The organism is Coprococcus sp. AF21-14LB (genome assembly GCF_003458885.1).
GTDB lineage: Bacteria > Bacillota > Clostridia > Lachnospirales > Lachnospiraceae > UBA9414.
Window position 1 is genome coordinate 1 of the sequence record NZ_QRVX01000012.1, and the last position, 21,476, is coordinate 21,476.

14 protein-coding genes, 2 pseudogenes and 2 other annotated features are annotated in these 21,476 nt (G+C 41.9%); of the genes and pseudogenes, 2 read left to right on the forward strand and 14 right to left on the reverse strand.

Annotation, left to right across the window (positions count from 1 at the left end; genetic code table 11):
• Positions 1-513: 513 nt before the first annotated feature.
• Positions 514-2,937, reverse strand: coding sequence for a leucine--tRNA ligase (gene leuS / locus DWX73_RS04560; protein ID WP_118347291.1), 2,424 nt, complete (start codon positions 2,935-2,937; stop codon positions 514-516).
• Between the two features lie 76 nt (positions 2,938-3,013).
• Positions 3,014-3,244 (reverse strand) — a binding site (T-box leader).
• Between the two features lie 216 nt (positions 3,245-3,460).
• Here leuS and DWX73_RS04565 point away from each other — a divergent pair.
• Positions 3,461-3,883, forward strand: coding sequence for an ATP-binding protein (locus tag DWX73_RS04565; RefSeq protein ID WP_118347293.1), 423 nt, complete (start codon positions 3,461-3,463; stop codon positions 3,881-3,883).
• A gap of 272 nt (positions 3,884-4,155) precedes the next feature.
• On the opposite strand, the gene DWX73_RS04570 is transcribed toward DWX73_RS04565, so the two are convergent.
• The 13 genes and pseudogenes from DWX73_RS04570 to DWX73_RS13880 all read right to left on the reverse strand — a co-directional run bounded on the left by DWX73_RS04570 (position 4,156) and on the right by DWX73_RS13880 (position 20,128).
• Complete coding sequence (locus DWX73_RS04570; protein WP_118347295.1) at positions 4,156-5,508, reverse strand: LTA synthase family protein; 1,353 nt, start codon at positions 5,506-5,508, stop codon at positions 4,156-4,158.
• Between the two features lie 44 nt (positions 5,509-5,552).
• Positions 5,553-7,148, reverse strand: coding sequence for a CvpA family protein (locus tag DWX73_RS04575; protein WP_118347297.1), 1,596 nt, complete (start codon positions 7,146-7,148; stop codon positions 5,553-5,555).
• 70 nt (positions 7,149-7,218) lie between these two features.
• Positions 7,219-8,022 carry a shikimate dehydrogenase family protein gene (locus DWX73_RS04580; RefSeq protein ID WP_118347299.1) on the reverse strand — a complete coding sequence of 268 codons (804 nt, stop codon included), beginning with the start codon at positions 8,020-8,022 and terminating at the stop codon, positions 7,219-7,221.
• Positions 8,023-8,105: 83 nt separating this feature from the next.
• Positions 8,106-9,164, reverse strand: a complete 1,059-nt coding sequence (gene aroB / locus DWX73_RS04585) for a 3-dehydroquinate synthase (protein ID WP_118347301.1) — start codon at positions 9,162-9,164, stop codon at positions 8,106-8,108.
• Positions 9,165-9,168: 4 nt separating this feature from the next.
• Positions 9,169-10,182, reverse strand: coding sequence for a 3-deoxy-7-phosphoheptulonate synthase (gene aroF / locus DWX73_RS04590; RefSeq protein ID WP_118347303.1), 1,014 nt, complete (start codon positions 10,180-10,182; stop codon positions 9,169-9,171).
• A gap of 87 nt (positions 10,183-10,269) precedes the next feature.
• Positions 10,270-10,526: a binding site (T-box leader), on the reverse strand.
• Between the two features lie 52 nt (positions 10,527-10,578).
• Positions 10,579-12,027 carry a polysaccharide deacetylase family protein gene (locus DWX73_RS04595; RefSeq protein ID WP_118347305.1) on the reverse strand — a complete coding sequence of 483 codons (1,449 nt, stop codon included), beginning with the start codon at positions 12,025-12,027 and terminating at the stop codon, positions 10,579-10,581.
• Positions 12,028-12,194: 167 nt separating this feature from the next.
• The gene (gene ilvB, locus DWX73_RS04600) at positions 12,195-13,874 is read right to left on the reverse strand and encodes a biosynthetic-type acetolactate synthase large subunit (RefSeq protein ID WP_118347307.1); all 1,680 of its coding nucleotides are present in this window, start codon (positions 13,872-13,874) and stop codon (positions 12,195-12,197) included.
• 12 nt (positions 13,875-13,886) lie between these two features.
• Positions 13,887-15,553, reverse strand: a pseudogene (gene ilvD / locus DWX73_RS04605) (dihydroxy-acid dehydratase).
• A 30-nt stretch (positions 15,554-15,583) separates the two neighbouring features.
• Positions 15,584-16,693 carry a 3-isopropylmalate dehydrogenase gene (gene leuB, locus DWX73_RS04610; RefSeq protein WP_118347309.1) on the reverse strand — a complete coding sequence of 370 codons (1,110 nt, stop codon included), beginning with the start codon at positions 16,691-16,693 and terminating at the stop codon, positions 15,584-15,586.
• A gap of 183 nt (positions 16,694-16,876) precedes the next feature.
• Complete coding sequence (gene yajC, locus DWX73_RS04615) at positions 16,877-17,185, reverse strand: preprotein translocase subunit YajC (RefSeq protein WP_118347311.1); 309 nt, start codon at positions 17,183-17,185, stop codon at positions 16,877-16,879.
• Between the two features lie 96 nt (positions 17,186-17,281).
• On the reverse strand, positions 17,282-18,415 hold the full coding sequence (tgt, locus tag DWX73_RS04620; RefSeq protein WP_118347313.1) for a tRNA guanosine(34) transglycosylase Tgt: 1,134 nt from the start codon (positions 18,413-18,415) through the stop codon (positions 17,282-17,284).
• Between the two features lie 20 nt (positions 18,416-18,435).
• The gene (locus DWX73_RS04625) at positions 18,436-19,857 is read right to left on the reverse strand and encodes a L,D-transpeptidase family protein (protein ID WP_242996623.1); all 1,422 of its coding nucleotides are present in this window, start codon (positions 19,855-19,857) and stop codon (positions 18,436-18,438) included.
• A complete protein-coding gene (locus DWX73_RS13880; protein ID WP_242996625.1) occupies positions 19,823-20,128 on the reverse strand; it encodes a hypothetical protein in 306 nt (101 codons plus the stop codon). Before DWX73_RS13880 ends, DWX73_RS04625 begins: the two co-directional genes overlap by 35 nt.
• Before the next feature lie 195 nt (positions 20,129-20,323).
• Between DWX73_RS13880 and aroC the strand changes: the two are divergent.
• Positions 20,324-21,432: pseudogene (aroC, locus tag DWX73_RS04630) on the forward strand (chorismate synthase).
• The last annotated feature ends 44 nt before the right edge of the window (positions 21,433-21,476 follow it).

Consider the following 21,476-nt stretch of genomic DNA (forward strand, 5'->3'; position numbering starts at 1 on the left):
TTTGTTCAATTAGGTCAAATCGAAAATAGAGTAAACGAAGGGGCAGTTCACTGAAATGTCAAAACTGCTTTTTCGTTTACCCCATCATCGATTCTAACCTAAAGAATTTGTTTATTTCTCATAATATCATACTTTGTAATTATTTACACCATTCTAATCACAAAAATAACGCAGACAATATCTCTACTATCTGCGTCATTCCTCTAATGTCTTATTGAAATATTTACTCCATTTTCTTTCAATCTTTACTCCAAATTTACTCCATTTTAAAAATCTGTTACGATATTTTGCGGTATTCTACGATACCTTTTCATTGAAGAAAACTGTCTGTAAACCTTGATTTTCAGCGAACTTTTCAATATTTCCAAGCACTTTATTCTACAGTAGTGCTGCTCAAGCTCGAATCCACTTCGCTTCTTCTCGCTTGACGGCATATGCCTATAGATAACAAAAAAGATGTCCTTATTCCTGTAAACAGGATAAGTCCATCTTTTCTGTTATCTGCACTGCCTATTATTTCTGCACAATGTTGATGATCTTCTTCGGAACATAAATTTCTTTTACAATTGTTCCTGTTAATTTATCTTTGATAGCCTCTTTTCCGGCTGCGATTGCATCTTCTTTAGAAGCATCTGCCGCAATTGTAACGATTGCTCTTGTTTTTCCGTTAATCTGTACCGGAACTTCAATCTCATCGTCTTTCATTGCCTCTTCATCATAGGTCGGCCATCCTGCATGGAATACACTTCCTTCATTTCCAAGCTGCTGCCAGATTTCTTCTGCAAGGTGCGGTGCAAACGGAGCAAGGAGTACTGCAAGTGTATTTAATGTTTCTTTGTCTACTCCGCCCTCTTTCTTCGCAATCTCAATCAGTTTATTATTATATTCCATGAAACCGGAAACAACTGTGTTAAGACTGAAGCTTTCCAAACGTTTTGTGATCTCACATACCATTCTGTGGCGTGTTTTAATCATTTCTTTTGATGCTGTCACATTTTTCTCTTTGCTGTCCATCACGAGGTTCCATACTTTGTTTAAGAAACGATAAACACCGTCAATTCCTCTGTCATCCCACTCTGCATCTAATTCCGGCGGTCCTACAAACAGCTCGTACATTCTCAAGGAATCACAACCATAATCTCTTACAAGATCATCCGGAGAAACAACATTTCCTTTTGATTTACTCATCTTAATGCCGTTCTTTCCTGTAATCATACCCTGATTAAACAGTTTGTGGAACGGTTCATCAAAATCAACTACTCCGATATCATGCAGGAATTTTGTATAGAAACGTGAATACAGTAAGTGAAGTACCGCATGTTCTACACCACCGATGTACATATCAACCGGAAGCATTTCATCTGCTTTTTCTCTGGAAACAAGCTGCTCTTTATTATGTGGATCTACATAACGAAGGAAATACCAGGAAGAACCTGCCCATTGCGGCATTGTGTTTGTCTCGCGTTTTGCAGGAGCCCCACATACCGGACAAGTTGTATTTACCCAGCTGTCGATTGCTGCAAGCGGTGATTCTCCTGTTCCTGTCGGCTCATAGGAATCTACTTCCGGCAATGTCAGCGGAAGCTGATCTTCCGGAACCGGAACGTTTCCACAATGCGGACAGTGAATGATCGGAATCGGTTCTCCCCAGTAACGCTGACGTGAGAATACCCAGTCACGAAGCTTAAAGTTCACTGTTGCACGTCCAAATCCACGCTCTTCAATCATATGCGGCGCTTCTTTTTTCAGCACAGCTGATTCCATACCATTCCACTCGCCGGAATTAATCATAATTCCAGAAGCTTCTGTGTACGCTTCTTCCATATTTTCAATTTCTTTGCCATCTTTTGCAATTACCTGAATGATCGGAATGTTAAATTTCTTTGCAAATGCAAAGTCACGGTCATCGTGTGCCGGTACACACATAATCGCACCTGTACCATAATCAGCAAGTACATAGTCAGACAGCCAGATTGGTGTTTTTGCTCCGTTTAATGGATTAATTGCATAACTTCCTGTGAATACACCTGTCTTTTCTTTATCCTGAAGACGATCTACATTTGATTTCATAGAAGCATCGTAAATATACTGTTCTACTGCCTCTCTCGTCTCATCTGTTGCAAGTTCTTTTGCAAGTGCGTGTTCCGGAGCAAGTACCATAAATGTTGCTCCATGCAGTGTATCCGGTCTTGTCGTATAAACTGTAATCTTTTCGTCTCTTCCCTCTACCTGGAAATCTACTTCTGCACCATAGCTCTTGCCGATCCAGTCTGCCTGCATCTTTTTCACTTTTTCCGGCCAGTCAAGCTTATCAAGGTCATTCAGCAAACGGTCTGCATATTTTGTAATCCGCAGCATCCACTGGCGAAGATTCTTCTTTGTTACCTCTGAACCACAACGCTCGCATTTTCCATTGACAACTTCTTCATTGGCAAGACCTGTCTTACAGGACGGGCACCAGTTAATCGGGAATTCTTTCTCATATGCAAGACCATTTTTAAACATCTGCACAAAAATCCACTGTGTCCATTTATAAAATTCCGGATCTGTTGTATTTACTTCTCTGTCCCAGTCATATAATGCTGCGATTTCATTAATCTGGCGTTTAATATTTTTTACATTTTCTGCTGTGGAAATTGCCGGATGAACCCCCATCTTAATTGCATAGTTTTCAGCCGGAAGTCCAAACGCATCCCATCCCATTGGATGAATGATATAATAACCCTGAAGTAATTTATAACGGCTCCATACATCAGAAATAACATATCCTCTCCAATGTCCTACATGAAGACCATTTCCTGACGGATATGGGAACATATCCAGACAATAATATTTTTCACGCTTTCCATTGGCGTCTTCTTTGATATTTACCGGATTCTTTTCCCAGTTTTCACGCCATTTTTTCTCAATTGCCTTATGATTATAAGGTGCTGCCATGACTTTTCCTCCTTCTTCCTTATCCACAACACCGGCGGAGTCCTTTTCGTTAATAAAAAAAAGACTCTCATCTCATTCAAGAGACGAAAGTCATAATGATTCCGCGGTACCACTCTAATTTATCTGTACGAAACAGATACACTTACATTTCTATAACGGGAAATCCCGCTTCCGGCTACTGTACATATAGAACGGTTCACCGAAAGAACTCCGAGGTGAGTTCAAAATCTGCATCTGCTGCCTCACACCTTCCGACAGCTCTCTGAAAGATTAACAGCTCTCTACTATTCCTCTTCAACGTTTATTCGATATATTTTTTGATAAACTATATTTCATTCTAACATATGCCTGCTATTTGTCAAGCACTTGCTTATAAATTCCTCGTTTTCTGAAGTTTCCCCAAAATTACGCCCAATATTTTTGTTCAGTTTTCTCAAATTTGTTGTTGTTTTAAGCAGACATTTAGTGTATAATATACATATCTTGTAAGAGACGATAAAACAACATAAAGGAGATTACGATTATGGTTAATTTATTAATAGGCCCGAAAGGCACTGGAAAAACACAGATTATGATTGATCTCGCTAACAAAGCTGTAAAGGACTGCAATGGTAACGTCGTATTTATCAAGAAGAGCCATCAGGATACTTTCAACTTATCTTTCGACATTCGTGTTATCTGTATGGACGATTATGCAAAGGTTACAGGAGCTGATGCTTATCTCGGATTCATTTACGGTATGCTCAGCGCGAACCATGATATTGAAGCAGTTTTCATTGATGGATTATTAAAACATTCCGGTATTTCATCTGATCACATGCCTGCATTCATTGAAGAGTTGAAAAATATTTCCAAGAATGATAACGTTGACTTTTATGTAAGTCTCTCTGCTGAGAAAGACAGTCTTGCCGGAGTTGACATGACAGATTGTACACTTTTGAATTAATTTCAATATTACATAAGATGAGGAAGACATTCATCCCCTGAATCTCTTCCTCATTTTTATTACTGTTTTTATTACATTTTTTTCTAAAGCTTTCCATAACTACTGCGCTTCTTCCGGCACAACAATCTCCTCTGTAAACCTTCTCCAGAATTCTGATTCATCTTTTGCAGTTTTCAGTGCATTTGATAATTTATGTACTCCTATCTGTTCTGCCAGTGTCTTTTCTCCCGAATACAGATTTGTTCCAAGTCCAAGCTGATTTCCTTCAATTTCTACGCCAAGCTCGCCAATGTTGTCGGAAACATATCCAGCGCAGTAAATTTGCGGAACGTTGTTTCTTCTGCTTCTATTGGAGAATTTAAAATCGTGTTATATAAGGTACGCCGATAGTCCGGATCAATCGTGCTGCAAAAATCTGCATCCATTGTCCGATGATCTCCTGACAAAATTACTGTTGTATCTTTATAAAATTCCTGCTGTCGGATCCATGCCACAAAATCCGCCACCTGGCGACTTGAACAGGACAACACGGTTCCATACTGATCTGCTCCATATTCCCACCTGCAGAGCGGACATGGCCACCCATTTTCTTTATGTGTGTCTACCGTCAGCATTGTGAAATTAAATGGTTCTTCTTCTGCCGCCAGTTTCGTAAGCTCTTCTTTCGCATATTCAAAAAGCCTCTGATCTTCATATCCCCACCAGACACGGTAATCTATTGGAAATTTCTTATTGATCAGTGCTGTCGAATAATCATAGATTTTATAGCTGCCATGCTGTGAAAAATATTGCAGTCTTCCTCCGAAAATCGCATCTGAACCAATAAGTAATTCCTGCTGATAGCCTTCCTGTTCAAGAATATTCCCAAGACTCCATACTTTCGGAAAAAATACTTCCTGCGCATTCATAGCATTTCGCGCAATCGGAATCAATAACGGCAGCCCCGATGTTTGTGCAAACATGGATGCAACTGTCCAGCGTATTCCTTCTACTTCGTATGCTCCTCCTACTTGATCTGTATGGGAAAAGTTTAGATTTTCTTCTGCCAATGCGGTAAGTTCCGGAATATAATTGATATCATATGCCCCTCCATCCAGCTTTGACATATAGGTATTTTCCATTGATTCCAGGAAAATATAGATTAGATTTCTCTTTTTCTTCGGAAAATTAAGCTTTACATTTCTCGGATCTACATAGTTCTCCGCGATCACATCCGGATGAGCTTTTTGTTCCTCCTGATATTGCTCATATGGAAAAATTGTTTTAATTTTACTGCATTCTTCCGGAACAATATAAAATGAACTGCACAAAATACAGGTGCCAAGCACACCGGCAATAAACCGATGTGCCCTTATAGAAATCATAATTGTCAGTACAATTATCCCAAAAATAATCACCGGAGGCACCACATATTGAAATAAATTCTGCAATTCTTCTGTCAGAGATGTCTCTAATGGCACTTTTAATTGAAATACCATCTCTTCTATCGAAACATCACCCCAGCGTTTTGCAAACCATTTCTGAGTCAGACTGACAGCTCCAATAGCGATTCCCCCACATACTGCCGCTATAGCTGCCATAAAATAGCCAACTCTCTTAATCGCTTCCTTTGTCTTCTTTCTCAAGACAGATTCCTCTCATTTCTCTTCGTTTTAGCGTTTTTTTACAACTAATTGATATTTACTACCGTATGGAGTTCTTCACCCTCTTTGTATTCTATATGAAGTTCATCCCCCACATTATAACGGATAATTCCAATAAATTCATTTACCGCCACATCAAAAATATCTTCTGAACCTTCCAGCATAATATAGTAATGTGAATTTCCTTCCACAACGCTTTGTGCAATCTTTGTAATCTTTCCGGTAAGCTCTTTTACTTCTCTTGTGTCCTTTGTTTCTTCTTTCACTCCATTACTTACAAGAAGCTGATGATACTGTTCCTCACACGCAGAAACCGTATCTCCAATAGCTACAAGCTGATATTTCTGTACATTTACCATCGCATATTTTTTAACAAGTCCTGCATCATCTTTCAATGCGATAAAGTATGTCGGCTCTCCGGAAATGTTTAACAGAAGCGGAAAGGTAGCTCTGTATTTTAAGTTCTGAACCTGACCTTCTGCGGAAGATTGTGCCGATTCCTCTGTGGCGCCTTCCACCGGATAGAATTTTGTCTCCATTGTACGCTGATTCATCAAAACAAATCCAACATTCGACTGGTCTCCGCTGACAGAAGTTACTCCTGTATACACCCATACGTCATCATCAATTGCCAGATAGTTATATCCTGTTGTTGTCTTCAGGCAGTCTTTCTGACCGAGGATACTGTTAAAATAACCGTGTTTTAATGCGCCATAATAATCATACAGCCGAATCAAAAGATCTGCAGAATATGCATGGTCAATCCATTGCGGAACCTCGTCAATCTTATAATCTTTTGTTTCTCCCGTTATTGCATTGCAAAGCACAACACGTCCTATCGTCTCTCCTCCAAAAAGACCGATGTTATATTTCTTTACCGGACATACCCAGTACGGTATTCCTTCCTCGTCAATCTCGAAACTAAGTTCATCAAAAATATACGTCGGATAGCGGAAACGTAAATGACGGTAAATATTCCGGTTCAAATGTTCACTTGTGGAATACTTCATTCCCTCGTCCAGTTTTACAAGTTCTGTCGTCTGGCTGGCCATATCAATTTTAATATATGCCGGGATTCCTGTTTTCCAGTTGGTAAACCATTTAATAGTATTGGCATAACGAAGCGGCGATACTCTGACCGGACGGTTATTATAATTAATCTGGCTATAGATCTCATCTACTTCGTACTGAGATACCATGTCTACCATACTTCCCATCTTACGGTTTCCGAGCAGTTTAGCAGAATCTTTGTCAAGAATCGGAATCTGGTCAAAAGAAAGTTCTTCGATATCTTTCGTAAATTTTCCTTCCTCCACGTTCAAAAGCTTCTGATACTTCTTCGCATTAATAATCGGTGAAGACAAAAGGCTTCCGACAAGAAAAACAACCACAACAGCTCCGATCAAACCGATCATCAATTTCATCATTTTTGACTGTTTCACTTCTGAAGGGCTAATACGCTTACGGACAGCGTAAATTACCGTCACGACTGCGATTCCAAAGATAATAAAATACCAGAAATCAACAGAATGAATATTTACTGCCGGAAGACTGACATAGTAATATACAAATCCGGCTATCAGAAGTGCAAGCACACTTAAGATCTTTGTTTTTAGTTTCATATTTCATTTCCTCCCTTATATGAGGCAATTATACAAGATAATCCTGTGAAAATCTACGGTCACACCGAAACTAAAACCGTTTTTCTAAAAATTTAATAATTTCCTCTCCGGCATCGGAGCAGATCTCTGTTTCCAACCAGATTTCTTCTGACCGGATTGCCTGACCAACTAACATTGACAGACCGGATACTGTCTGCAGCCCGGCTTCTTTTGCAAGGCGCAAAAATTCTGTCTCCAGCGGATTGTATACCATATCTGCTGCAACACGATATGCTTTTATCTGTGATGCTTCAACAACACTTTGACCGGTATTTGGATACATCCCCACCGGCGTCGTATTCAAGATGATATCTCCCCCCGGAAGATCTTCCAGCGTACAGATATCCACTTCCGGAAAGTATGCTTTGATTGCTTCTGCCTTCTTTGGATTACGCACCGCCAGCGTTACCGATGCCGCTTCGCCCTGTAAAAAAGCATATACCGCAGCTTTGGCAGCTCCACCGGCTCCAAGCAGCGTCACATTTGCTCCCTTTAATGCGACACCGGCACGTTTGAACATATATAGGACACCTATATAATCTGTATTATATGCATATACTTGACCGTCTTTTTGTTTCAGCGTATTCAATGCTCCAATATTTTTCACATCTTTATCCGCAATCACATAAGGCAGTAACGTTTCTTTATAGGGAATTGTCACATTCAGCCCAAGATAGTCTTCCCGGATCATTCGGGGAATTATCTGATCTGTTTCCTCTTCCGGCACTTCCAGAAGTTCATATGTTCCCGTCATTTCTTGCTCCTTTAGTAAGTATCCATGAATTTCCGGAGACAGAGAATGTCCCAGCTTCTTTCCAATTAATCCCAGTTTCATTTTTTCACCTTTCCCCTGACCGTCTTTTCAAAAAGCACTGTCTCATTTGTCACATTTTACCATTCCTCTTCGGAGTCATTTTGCTAGATCACGCCTGCCTCATGAAAGAATTCTGCCTCTGTCGGATAGACGAAGCTTTCTCCGATTTCTTTCAAAAGTACTAAGTTCAAACAATGGTTCAAATTCTTTTTATCATGTTTTACTGCTGCCAACAATTCTTTCATCTCGATTCCACATTCTGTTGGAAGCCCATATTGCTTAAGCGTATCTCGGATCTGTTCTGCACAGCCTTGTTTTGTCATACCTCTTTCTTCAGATAATTTCGTAATCTGATACATTCCGATTGCCACCGCTTCTCCATGACTTTCCCTCTCATAATGATAATATTGCTCAATTGCATGCGCCAGCGTATGACCAAAGTTCAAAAGCATTCTTTCTCCTACATCAAATTGATCCTGCTCGACTACTTGACGTTTAATGTCTACACAGCGTGAAATAATCTCCGCCATATATGGCTTCAATCCTTCAAATCCCTCTGCTTTCCTGATGGTATGAAATAGCTGGCGATCCTTAATACAGCCGTATTTGATAACCTCTCCCATTCCATCAATCAAGTAGCGTTCCGGCAATGTATCAAGCACATCCGGATCGATCAAAACAAGCTTTGGATGGTAAAAAGCTCCCACAAGATTTTTTCCTTCTGACAGATCTACTGCTGTCTTTCCTCCTACTGAAGAATCCACCTGTGCCAAAAGTGAAGTCGGAATCTGCACATACGGTACACCCCTCATATAAGTTGCTGCTGCAAATCCGGTTAAATCGCCCACTACGCCTCCTCCAAGTGCAATCACAAGATCACTTCTTGACATTTTTGCTTCCAGCATAGAACTGTAGATGCCTGGAAGCGTCTGAAAACTTTTGGACGGTTCTCCATGTGGAATAATTGTCTGAAAACATTCATAATTCTCTCTTAATCCCTGAAGCAGTTTTTCTCCATAAAGTGCAAATACCGAATCATCAGACACTACCATAATTTTTCCTTTCGGAAATATCCTGGCAATATACTTTGATGCTTTTTCCAAAATTCCCCGCTCTATTTCTATCGGATAACTCTGTTCTCCAAGATGAACTGTTAACTGCATTTTACTACACCTGCTTTCCTACTACCGGAGCAATCTTTGTGATTGCCTGAATCAGTGCATCATATTTCTCTGGTTTCAATGACTGAGCGCCATCGCAGAGCGCATTCGCCGGATCATTATGTACTTCGATCATCAGTCCGTCTGCTCCTGCTGCCACAGCTGCCTTTGCCATTGGTTCCACAAGCCACCACTTGCCTCCCGCATGACTCGGATCAATGATAATCGGAAGATGAGTCATACTTTTGATTACTGGAATCGCCTGTAGATCTAACGTATTTCTCGTATAAGACTCAAATGTTCGAATTCCACGTTCACAAAGGATTACATTTTCATTTCCTGCTGCCATTATATATTCTGCTGCCATAATCCACTCCTCATAAGTTGCGTTTAATCCCCGTTTCAAAAGAATTGGACGTTTCGTCTGTCCAAGATGTTTCAACATATCGAAATTCTGCATATTTCTTGCACCAATCTGAATTAAATCTACTTTTTCATCAAACAGTTCTAAATGTTCCAGCGACATCAGCTCTGTCACAATCGGAAGTCCGGTTTCCTTTCTTGCAGTGCAGAGGATTTCTAACCCTCGCTCACCCATTCCCTGGAATGCATACGGACTTGTGCGCGGTTTAAATGCCCCGCCTCGCAGTAAATTCGCTCCTGACTTCTTCGCTGCTCTCGCAATCTCAATTACCTGTTCTTCAGATTCTACGGAACATGGACCTGCAATCAGCGCCAGATGATTGCCTCCTACTTTGACTCCACTGACATCAATCACAGAATCCTCCGGATGAAAAGCTCTGTTTACTAATTTATATGGTTCCTGCACATGCATAACCTTTTCCACACAAGGTTCTACTTCAAACAGTCTGGAATCCACACTTGTCGTATCTCCAATACATCCGATAATCGTCATTCCTTCTCCGATTACTGTATGTGTTTTCAAACCTTTTGCTAACACTAACTGTTCTACATGTTTTACTTCTTTTTCTCCTGTCCCCGGTCTTAATACAATAATCATTTTTATCTTCTCCTTTGCTTTGAAAATTTTATACAAGTTTCCGTCAACTCTCTCAAATGCGAAAAAACTCCCGCCCTCCTGGTTAAACCAGAGGGCGAGAGTCATAAATCCTTCGCGGTTCCACCTCTTTTTACAGATTCTTCACAAAATCTGCCTCATGAAGTACGCTGTTGATTCACAGATAATACTTCTGCAAGATAACGGCTGCAGCCGGAGATGCCTACTGTTGTTTCAGCACTCTACTCCAAGAGGAATTCGATATCGTCTGCTGTGTCCCGCTTCCACCACCCGGAACTCTCTGTGTCAGCCTCTCAATATCTACTATTTCTTTTCATCGTATTTGAGAGCGGATATATTATTTTTTACAATAGTACATTGTTTTGATCCATTTGTCAACTACTCTTCATTCGGATAGAATGAGTAATATTCTTCGCCATTCTGAAGTGCGATTCCTCTCGCTTCTGCCAATTCCTCAATTGTCACAAGCTGGTATCCTTTATCCACCAGCTGTGGAATGGCTGCAATCGCTGCATCAATCGATTCTGTATGAATATCATGCATCAGAACGATATCTCCATCCCCGGCCTCGTTCATAATGCAGGCAACCGTCTGATCCACATTTCTTGTCTTCCAGTCAAGTGTATCAATAGACCACATTCCAAGCGGCATTCCGGCATTCGCACGAACTTCATCATTCTTCGCTCCATAAGGCGGGCGGAGAATCGTAGCCCCATGCCCAATATAGCTTGTCAACAGATCATTCACTCCGCCAATCTCTGCCTGAATTCCTGCTGCATCTAAATGTGTCAGCTGTGGATGAGACATTGTGTGGTTGCCAATCTGACACCCTATCGCTTCCATCTTCTGAACCGTCGCAGCAACATCAACTCTGCTGTTCTGAAGTCCTGTTCCTGTCATAAAGAATGTTGCTTTTGAATTATACTGTTCCAGCACATTCAAAAGTTCCATTGTGCGTTCTCCTGGGCCGTCATCAAATGTCAGCGCCATCATTGGCCTTGTCAGATCAAGGGAACTCTCTTTCGATTTAAGCTTTCCGTCTTTTGCAAAAACACAGTCGCTTGCACCAATATGTTTCTCCCCTGTTACCATCTTGGCTTCTCTGTCAAAATAGTATGTATCTTCTCCAAGCTTAACCCAGCCGACAGCTGCTTTCCCATCCTCCTGAAGATAGTACTTTGCCCCGTCGCGTTCCTGCCAGCCTGTCTGCATCACACCTTCTTTATCAAACAGGTATTGTGCATTCTGAATCGTCTGCCAGCCTGTCACTTTATTTCCTTCTGTATCAAAATAATACATCTTGCCTTTAGAAGGAATAAAACTGTCGGTTACATACGCTCCTTCAAGATTCTTAAACTTATCGCCGTCCCACTCGCCATATTTATTCTTTACCGTCAGAAGTCCATCTTTTGTATACACTTGAACTTTTCCAAGCCATTTGTTGATCAGTGCGTTCTCTAACTCTTTCGAAAGCTTAACATCTACCGGAAATTCTCCTTCTGTTACGCCATCGGCATCACACTTCAATTCAATTCCTTCACCGCTTTTCAGCTGTTCTGCCAGATCCTTCACAGTCATATGTGTCTTCTCGTCAAGTACAGTATCTCCGTCTCCTTCAATCTCTACCTGAACTCCAAGCGCAGGCATCTCTGCTTCCTGAAGCATGGATTCCGCAGGTCCTGTTACTTTAACTCTGGTAAACTTTTCCTTGCTTGCAGCTGCTGCCGTATTGCACAGCAAAATTACCAGTACCAGCAATGCTGCAAGGCCCATCTGGCGTCTGCGTAAAAAGCGTTGTCTCCTTCTGTTTCTAATCTGACTTTCCATCTGACTGTATCTCCTTCTATAAAAATCCTCATCTCCTTTTTTATTATATCGAATCTTGTCAGATTAAGCAATTACTCTAATTCTTAAAACTCTGTCAAATCCCTTAATATCTTCTTCAAAATTTCTTAACATTTTTCAGCAATGACCATACATAGCTGACAACGCATTTATAGCTGTTCCATATCTTCTTCACTGAACACTTCACTGATTGCCGCGCCCGGAGCTACCATAGGCCATACTTTCTCATCTGCATCAATCTGACAGTCAATCACTACCGGCCGTCCAAGTGTCAGCGCCTTCTGAAACGCTTCCTGAAATTCTTCTCGCGTCGCCGCACGCATTCCTTCTGCTCCCATTGCCTCTGCAAGCTTTACAAAGTCTACCGCATCATTCAGTACGGTTGCCGAATAGCGTTTTTCATAGAATAAATTCTGCCATTGACGTACCATCCCAAGTACATGATTATTCAGTACAACTTGAATAATCGGGATATGATATCTTGCGGCCGTAGCAATCTCGTTCATATTCATTCGAAAACACCCATCTCCTGCAATATTGACAACAATCTTCTCTTTCACACCAAGTTTGGCGCCGATTGATGCCCCAAGTCCGTATCCCATTGTTCCCAGTCCGCCGGAAGTCAAAAATGTGCGTGGTTTCGAATATTTATAAAACTGCGCCGCCCACATTTGATTTTGTCCGACTTCTGTCGTAATAACAGCCTCTCCCTTTGTCTGTCGGTAAATCTCTTCCACAACATACGGACCGCTCAATACTTCCGGATGATATGTCAGCGGATATTTCTTTTGATACATCTGAATCCGCTCAATCCATTCATGATGATCCTGCTGTTCAAACCGTTCATTTAATAATCTCAGAACTTCTTTTAAATCCCCTGAAATACTGGCATCGGTAATAATATTTTTATCCACTTCCACCGGATCTACATCTATTTGAAGAATCTTCGCTTTATCTGCAAATTTAGCTGCATTTCCGGTAACACGGTCACTAAATCTGGCTCCTGCAACTACAAGCAGGTCACACTCACTCACACCATGGTTAGAGGTTTTTGTGCCATGCATTCCAAGCATTCCCGTATAGAGTGGATCTGTTCCCGGAAAACCGCCCTTTCCCATCAGCGAATCACAAACAGGCGCATCCAGTTTATGTGCAAATTCCAAAAGCTCCTCAGAAGCTCCTGACAGAATTGCCCCGCCTCCCACGAAAATGTACGGTCTTTTGCTATCCTTCAGCATCCGGATTGCTATATTGATATCTTCTTCTGTAATATGTTCCGTTACCGGCTTAATCTCTTTTCTTTCTGCTTTCACATATTCTGCTGTCTGAGCTGTTATATCCTTTGGAATATCAATCAATACCGGACCCGGACGGCCGGTTCTTGCAATCTCAAAGGCTCTTCGGATCGTATCTGCCAATTTCGCCACGTCTTTGACAATATAATTATGTTTTGTGATCGGCATTGTAATCCCTGCAATGTCAATTTCCTGGAAACTATCTTTTCCAAGCAGACTCACTCCTACATTACAAGTAATCGCAACGACTGGGATGGAGTCCATATAAGCTGTTGCAATTCCTGTTACCAGATTTGTAGCGCCCGGCCCACTTGTGGCAAAACATACGCCAACTCTTCCTGTTGCCCTTGCATAACCGTCGGCAGCATGAGCCGCTCCCTGTTCATGTGACGTTAAAATATGAGTGATTTCATCACTGTGTTGATAGAGGGCGTCATAGACATTCAAAATTGCTCCTCCCGGATATCCGAAGACCGTATCCACCCCCTGTTCTTTCAGACATTCTATTACTATTTCAGCTCCTGTCAGCTTCATAAACCTTTCCTCCTACTTTGGTATTTCAAGCACTGCTCCGCGGTTTCCGCTTGTCACAAGCGCGGCATATCTTGCCAGATAGCCGGTTGTTACCTTTGGTTCTCTCGGTTTCCATTCTCTTTTTCTTCGCTCCAGTTCTTCTTCTGTGACATCCAATGTAATGCGAAGTCCCGGAATATCAATGCGAATCATATCTCCTTCTTCTACAAGTGCGATCGGTCCTCCGACTGCCGCCTCCGGAGAAACATGTCCGATGGATGCTCCTCTTGATGCCCCGCTAAAACGTCCGTCTGTAATCAATGCCACACTGGAGCCAAGTCCCATACCCGCAATTGCAGATGTTGGATTCAGCATTTCTCTCATCCCCGGTCCGCCTTTCGGTCCTTCATAGCGGATCACTACCACATCTCCAGGTACGATCTTTCCGCCCTTGATTGCAGAAATTGCGTCCTCTTCACAGTCAAATACTCTTGCCGGACCTTCATGTACCATCATTTCTTCTACAACAGCAGAGCGCTTCACAACACTGCCGTCCGGAGCCAGATTTCCTTTTAATACAGCAAGCCCTCCCGTCTTACTGTACGGATGTTCCACCGGCCGGATGACTTCAGGATTTTTATTAACACATCCTGCAATATTTTCTCCGACAGTCTTCCCTGTCACTGTCATACATTCTGTATGAAGCAGCTGAAGTTTATTCAATTCATTCATAACTGCATACACACCGCCTGCCTCATTTAAATCCTCCATATACGTCGGACCTGCCGGTGCAAGATGACATAAATTCGGTGTACGCTCACTGATCGGATTCGCAAAATCAATTTCAAAATCCATTCCAATCTCATGGGCAATTGCCGGAAGATGCAGCATACTATTCGTTGAGCATCCAAGCGCCATATCTACTGTCAATGCATTTAAAATTGCTTCTTTTGTCATAATATCTCTCGGACGGATCTGCTTACGGTAAAGTTCCATTACCTGCATTCCGGCGTGCTTTGCCAGACGGATTCTCTCTGAATACACCGCAGGAATCGTTCCATTTCCTTTCAGTCCCATACCAAGCACTTCTGTCAGACAATTCATACTGTTAGCCGTATACATTCCGGAGCAGGAACCACACGTCGGGCATACTTTACATTCAAATTCTTCCAGCTCTTCATCATTTATTGCACCTGCGCATGTGCTCCTACTGCCTCAAACATACTGGACAGACTTCTCTTCTCTCCCTTTACACGACCTGCAAGCATCGGACCGCCGCTGACAAAGATGGTTGGTATATTAATTCTGGCTGCAGCCATCAAAAGTCCCGGCACATTTTTATCACAATTCGGCACCATAACAAGTGCATCAAACTGATGTGCCATCGCCATCGCCTCTGTGGAATCTGCGATCAGGTCGCGTGTTACAAGGGAATATTTCATTCCGGTATGTCCCATGGCAATTCCGTCACAAACAGCAATCGCCGGAAAAACAACCGGTGTTCCTCCTGCCATAGCGACACCCATCTTCACGGCCTCCACAATCTTATCCAGATTCATATGACCTGGTACAATTTCATTATAGGAACTTACAATCCCGACAAGCGGTCTTTCTAATTCTTCTTTCGTATATCCTAATGCATTAAATAAAGAACGGTGCGGCGCCTGCTGCACTCCCTTCGTTACAGTATCACTTCTCATTGATATCTTCTCCTCACTCTGTATCTATTTCTATTCAAACGATTGCTGTCTTATTTGACTGATCTCATCACAGATCAAATCTCCCATTTTTCTCGTTGAAACCTGCTCTTTGCCTTCTGACATAATGTCAATCGTCCGATAGCCCTTCTGAAGTACACGCTCTACCGCATGCTCAATTGCTGCTGCCTCTCTGTCAAGATCAAAACTAAAACGCAGCATTAACGCAGCTGAAAGGATTGTCGCAATTGGATTAGCAATGCCTTTTCCTGCAATATCCGGTGCAGAACCGCCGCTCGGTTCATATAAACCGAACTTTGTCTCATTCAGGCTGGCACTTGCAAGCATACCGATCGAACCTGTAATCATACTTGCCTCGTCAGATAAAATGTCTCCAAACATATTCTCGGTCAGAATGACATCAAATTGCTTTGGATCTTTGACAAGCTGCATAGCACAATTATCTACAAGCATATGTTCCAGCGTCACATCCGGATATGCTACAGCAACTTCTTCCACGATGTTTCTCCAGAGTCTGGAAGAATCCAGTACATTGGCTTTGTCCACACTTGTAACTTTCTTCCGCCGCTTCTGCGCCACTTCAAAGGCTCTGTGTGCGATTCTTCGTATCTCATACGCATGGTAGGTTAATGTATCATGTGCCGTCAGCTCCCCATCTTCCATCTGCGTTGCACGCGCTCCAAAGTAAAGGCCTCCTGTTAATTCGCGCATAATCATCAGATCAAAGCCGCCTGCTGTAATTTCTTCTTTCAGCGGACATGCTTCTTTTAATTCACCATAAAGCACAGCCGGTCTGAGATTCGCGAAAAGATTCAAAGCCTTTCGAATTCCAAGAAGTCCCGCTTCCGGGCGTTTTGACGGTTCCAATTTGTACCACGGCGATGTTTTCGCGTTCCCTCCGATCGATCCCATTAACAGTGCATCACACTGTTTTGCACAATGAACCGTCTCTTCTGTCAATGGTATGCCATATGCATCAATAGAGGCTCCTCCCAGCAACAGTTCTTCATACTGCAGTTCATGTCCAAATACTGTTCCAATTATCTCAAGCACTTTCACTGCCTCTGCAACGATCTCAGGACCGATTCCATCTCCTCGAATAATACCAATATGTAACTTCATTTCTCTCATCCCTCCTGCTGTTGTCTGATTATTATTTTATAATGATACTCTATTCTTATATGAAATTCAAGCTTTTATCCGCGAAAAATAGAGTGCGTTCGGTATTTTTGTTTTTCCGGAAAATATAGAAAAGAGCCTGTCCCTGATCGGTACAGACTCTCATCTTCTTAAGTATTCTTTTTCCTATGCTCCCGGTTTCTCCACCTGCATAATTGCAGCCTTCTGCATCGGGATACGGCAGTTCTTGTTGTTACCGAATTCTACGATGACATCTGTTTCAGAAATATCAATTACAACACCATAAAATCCGCTTGTAGTCAATACTGTATCGCCTACTTCCATATCAGCGATCATCGCTGCCAGTCTCTTTTTCTCTTTTTTCTGTGGACGCATCAATAAGAAATACATGATTCCGAAAATAGCAACATACATTAAAATGATCGGAAATAATCCCATTGTTCCTCCCTGTCCTGAAGCTAATATACCTTTCATTTTTCTTCCTCCTAATTGGCTTTAAAATTGGCATTACTACTAATATACACAAGTTTTACTGTTTCATCAAGCAATTATTATGACTTTATAGAAAATTTATGCTTCTTTCTGTTCAAACCCTGCTAATTTTGCCTTTTTATAAGACTGATACCGTCCTTCTTCAATCGCCTGACGTATTTCTTCCATCATATGATTATAGAAATATAAATTATGAAGAACGCAAAGACGCATTCCAAGCATTTCTCCCGCCTTCAAAAGATGTCTGATATAGGCTCTTGTATAGCTTCTGCACGCCGGACACTGACAGCCTTCCTCGATTGGCCGTTCATCCAGTTCATATTTCTTATTAAACAAGTTCATCTTTCCATGATTTGTATAAACGTGTCCATGCCTTCCATTTCTGCTAGGATACACACAGTCAAAGAAATCTACGCCTCTTTCTACTGCTTCTAAAATATTTGCCGGAGTTCCCACTCCCATCAGATAGGTAGGCTTATCCGATGGTAAATACGGTACAACTGACTCTAAAATGCGGTACATTTCTTCATGTGTTTCTCCTACTGCGAGTCCTCCGACAGCATATCCATCCAGATCAAGTTCTGAAATCTGCTTCGCATGTTCAATGCGAATATCATCATAAATACCACCCTGATTAATACCAAAGAGAAGCTGATTTTTATTAATGGTGTCTTCCAGTGAGTTCAGACGCTGCATCTCTGCTTTACATCTTGCAAGCCACCTTGTTGTACGGGCAACTGAATTCTCCATGTATTCTCTTGTCGCCACGCTGGACGGACATTCATCAAATGCCATTGCAATCGTAGATGCCAGATTAGACTGAATCTGCATGCTCTGCTCCGGACCCATAAAAATCTTCCGACCATCTACGTGAGAATTAAAATAAACGCCTTCTTCTTTAATTTTACGAAGTTTTGCCAGAGAAAATACTTGAAATCCGCCGGAATCTGTCAGAATCGGACGATCCCAATTCATAAACTTATGAAGACCGCCAAGTTGTTTGACAATTTCATCTCCCGGACGCACATGCAGATGATACGTATTTGATAATTCCACCTGCGTCCCAATCTGACGGAGATCATCTGTAGAAACAGCGCCTTTAATTGCTGCAATCGTTCCTACATTCATAAATACCGGAGTTTCAATCACTCCATGAACTGTCTCAAGACGTCCTCGCTTTGCAAGACCGTCTTTTTTCAATAAATGATACATAAATTACTTAACCTCTTTTTCTAATAGTGCATGATTACCGGAACACCCACATAAATCATATCATACAAGGTAGCTGCCCCGTTATATGTCATGTTAATGCATCCGTGAGAACCATAACCGTCTTTATACCGGGTGCCGCCAAAGGAAGACTGCCATGTGGCATCATGGAAGCCGATTCCCGTCCATGTTACACGCATCCAGTAACTTACCGGCGTCTCATATTCCGGTTTCCCATTTTCCTGTATCTCGCCTTTTAATACTTTATTTCTCATCTTTTCTAAAATAGAAAAAATTCCAGCCGGCGTCGCATGTTTTGGATCCGGTTTTCCCGTAACTACATCAGCCTCAAACGCACTTGCGCCATCGACAATATACCACATATGCTGTGCCGACAAATCCACTTCAATAAATGTATTTCCCCAGTCATTTGCTGCATGTATCACAGCTCTCTGACTATATTCCGGCTCTCTTGTTACCTGTTCACTTCTTGTAATATTCCCAATCAGCGCCTCTATCTCTGCCTCCTGGTTGATTTCCCAACCATAAGAGCCACCTGATACCTGCGCTGTCTTTCCTGCCGGCGTCTGAATTGTTCGTGTTGTGCCTACTGTATCATACCTTGCCGCCAGATCAGCGACATAAGCTGCTACTTGCTCTCTGTTTACTGCAACTGCCATATTCGCATCGGCAGCAAGCCACTGTGAGATCAGGGTTCGATCTACAACTTCTGTATTCGGGTTCAAGTCATAAGTGATTGCTGCATTCAAATAGCTGTTCATCGTATCTTTCGCCGCTACAACCTCCTGAGACTGTGATGTAAACTGCGGTTTTGCATAACATCCTTCCGATTCCATTTCAAGCATCGGCTGAAACTGATGAATCGCCTCTGCCACTTTTGTACGGAATACTTCATCATTGACCTGTGTTCCATATGTTTCAGGCTGAATTACATATTCTGTTCCATTAAATACCGGCACAGCTGAAACAGGCGGTGTCTGATTCTCCGGCTGCATAATCGTCAGTGATATAATCTTCTCATTCAGAGCATTTTCATCATATTTTACCCCGATGCTAGTCTGAACTTTATCTTTCTTCCAAAATGCCTGCGGCCATAGAAATGGATTCTGTTTGTCAAGATACTTTTTCAGTTCTGTGCCCGGCTGATATTTCAGACCGATTTCGGAACCTAAAATCTGTTCCTGCCCTCCATCCAGTTCTTTCAATGTCAATGTGTAACCACTTACCTGAGATTCCATATACTTTTCCACATCTGCAACCGTTTTCCCGGAAAAATCTTTCCCGTTGATCTCTGTAAAAAAGTAGTAGTGCTCCTGAAAATAAAAAGCAGCTCCAAAATAAACTGCCAGAAGCACACCCAAAATACTTCCTACAGTAATACCGATAATCTTACGACGTTTTTTTTCGTTTTTTATAATTTTCAAGCTCTTCTTCATATGATTCTTCTTCGTCTGAAAACTCATCATCTTCCTCGGAATCATCGTACTCATCTTCATATTCTTCTTCCTCAGAATCATCGTATTCGTCTTCATACTCATCTTCCTCAGAAGCATCGTATTCGTCTTCATACTCATCTTCCTCAGAAGCATCGTATTCGTCTTTATACGCTTCTTCAGAATTGTCGTAATCATCTTCATGGGCACGCCAATTCTGATCTATATCTTCTTGAGATTTTATATCTTTCTTCTTGCTCATGCGGTACTCTCCTTACTATTTCTGTCCATATGCGGTCATTATAATACGAAAAAAACGAAAAGTACAGTCCAAAATAAGGATTGCCTGTTTTTTTATCATCTTATATAATGAATGTAACATTTTGTTACAAACATGTCATTTACATACAATATTTGTCAATTATTCGAAAAATATTACTTCAGAAAGGATGATTTTATGTCTGGATCAATTTACGGACAACTTTTTACAATTACAACATGGGGAGAATCCCACGGAGCCGGCATTGGCGTCATTATTGACGGCTGTCCTGCCGGACTTCTGCTGGAGGCTAGCGATATTCAACACTATTTAAATAGGAGAAACCCGGTCAAAGTCGTTTTACTACTGCAAGAAAAGAAAATGATTCTGTAGAAATCCTCTCCGGCGTTTTTGAAGGCCGCACAACCGGAACTCCCATCTCTCTTCTTGTCAGAAACACAGATCAGCATTCCAAAGATTACGGCAATTTAAAAAACTGCTATCGGCCCGGACACGCTGATTACACCTTTGACAGCAAGTTTGGATTCCGGGACTATCGCGGCGGCGGACGTTCTTCCGGACGGGAAACAATCGGTCGTGTCGCTGCCGGCGCTATTGCTGCCAAAATTCTTAAAGAATTGAATATCCACGTTTGTGCATATACGAAAGCAATTGGTCCTGTTGTGATCAAATCATCCGAGTATGATTTCTCACAGCTTGGAGAAAATCCTCTTTATATGCCCCATAAGGAAAAAGCTATCCTGGCATCTGAATATCTTTCTGACTGTATTTCCCGTCAAGATTCCTGCGGCGGAATTATTGAATGCCAGATTACCGGAATGCCTTCCGGTATTGGCGATCCTGTATTTGAAAAACTGGATGCGAATCTGGCTAAGGCAGTTCTCTCTGTCGGGGCGGTAAAAGGATTTGAAATCGGAGACGGCTTTACAGCAGCCTGTGCAATGGGAAGTGAACATAACGATTCTTTCTGCTCTGAAACGACAGAATCCGGACCAAAAATTTCCAAACGGACAAACCATTCCGGAGGGGTACTTGGCGGAATGAGCGATGGCAGTACCATTTGTTTCCGGGCTGCTGTAAAACCGACGCCATCTATTTCACATCCGCAGAAGACAGTCACTGCATCCGGTGAAGAAATAGAGCTGAGTATTCATGGAAGACATGATCCGATTATCGTTCCAAGAGCTGTTGTCGTCATAGAATCTATGGCCGCTATTACTGTTCTTGATGCACTTTTAAAAAATATGAGCTCCCGCATGGATTCTTTGCTTCGTTTCTATCAGTAATGCTTGCATTTTTCGACAAAACATATATAATTTAAGAAGATTAT

Coding starts and splice junctions, on each gene's coding strand:
- DWX73_RS04575 (WP_118347297.1), bottom strand. CDS start 7,148: ATGAAACTAAAAACAAAGATCTTAAGTGTGCTTGCACTTCTGATAGCC.
- leuB (WP_118347309.1), bottom strand. CDS start 16,693: ATGAAGTTACATATTGGTATTATTCGAGGAGATGGAATCGGTCCTGAG.
- ilvB (WP_118347307.1), bottom strand. CDS start 13,874: ATGAAGCTGACAGGAGCTGAAATAGTAATAGAATGTCTGAAAGAACAG.
- tgt (WP_118347313.1), bottom strand. CDS start 18,415: ATGTATCATTTATTGAAAAAAGACGGTCTTGCAAAGCGAGGACGTCTT.
- aroF (WP_118347303.1), bottom strand. CDS start 10,182: ATGATTATTGTATTAAGACCGGGGACAGGAGAAAAAGAAGTAAAACAT.
- DWX73_RS13880 (WP_242996625.1), bottom strand. CDS start 20,128: ATGAGCAAGAAGAAAGATATAAAATCTCAAGAAGATATAGATCAGAAT.
- DWX73_RS04565 (WP_118347293.1), top strand. CDS start 3,461: ATGGTTAATTTATTAATAGGCCCGAAAGGCACTGGAAAAACACAGATT.
- DWX73_RS04580 (WP_118347299.1), bottom strand. CDS start 8,022: ATGAAACTGGGATTAATTGGAAAGAAGCTGGGACATTCTCTGTCTCCG.
- leuS (WP_118347291.1), bottom strand. CDS start 2,937: ATGGCAGCACCTTATAATCATAAGGCAATTGAGAAAAAATGGCGTGAA.
- DWX73_RS04595 (WP_118347305.1), bottom strand. CDS start 12,027: ATGGAAAGTCAGATTAGAAACAGAAGGAGACAACGCTTTTTACGCAGA.
- aroB (WP_118347301.1), bottom strand. CDS start 9,164: ATGCAGTTAACAGTTCATCTTGGAGAACAGAGTTATCCGATAGAAATA.
- yajC (WP_118347311.1), bottom strand. CDS start 17,185: ATGAAAGGTATATTAGCTTCAGGACAGGGAGGAACAATGGGATTATTT.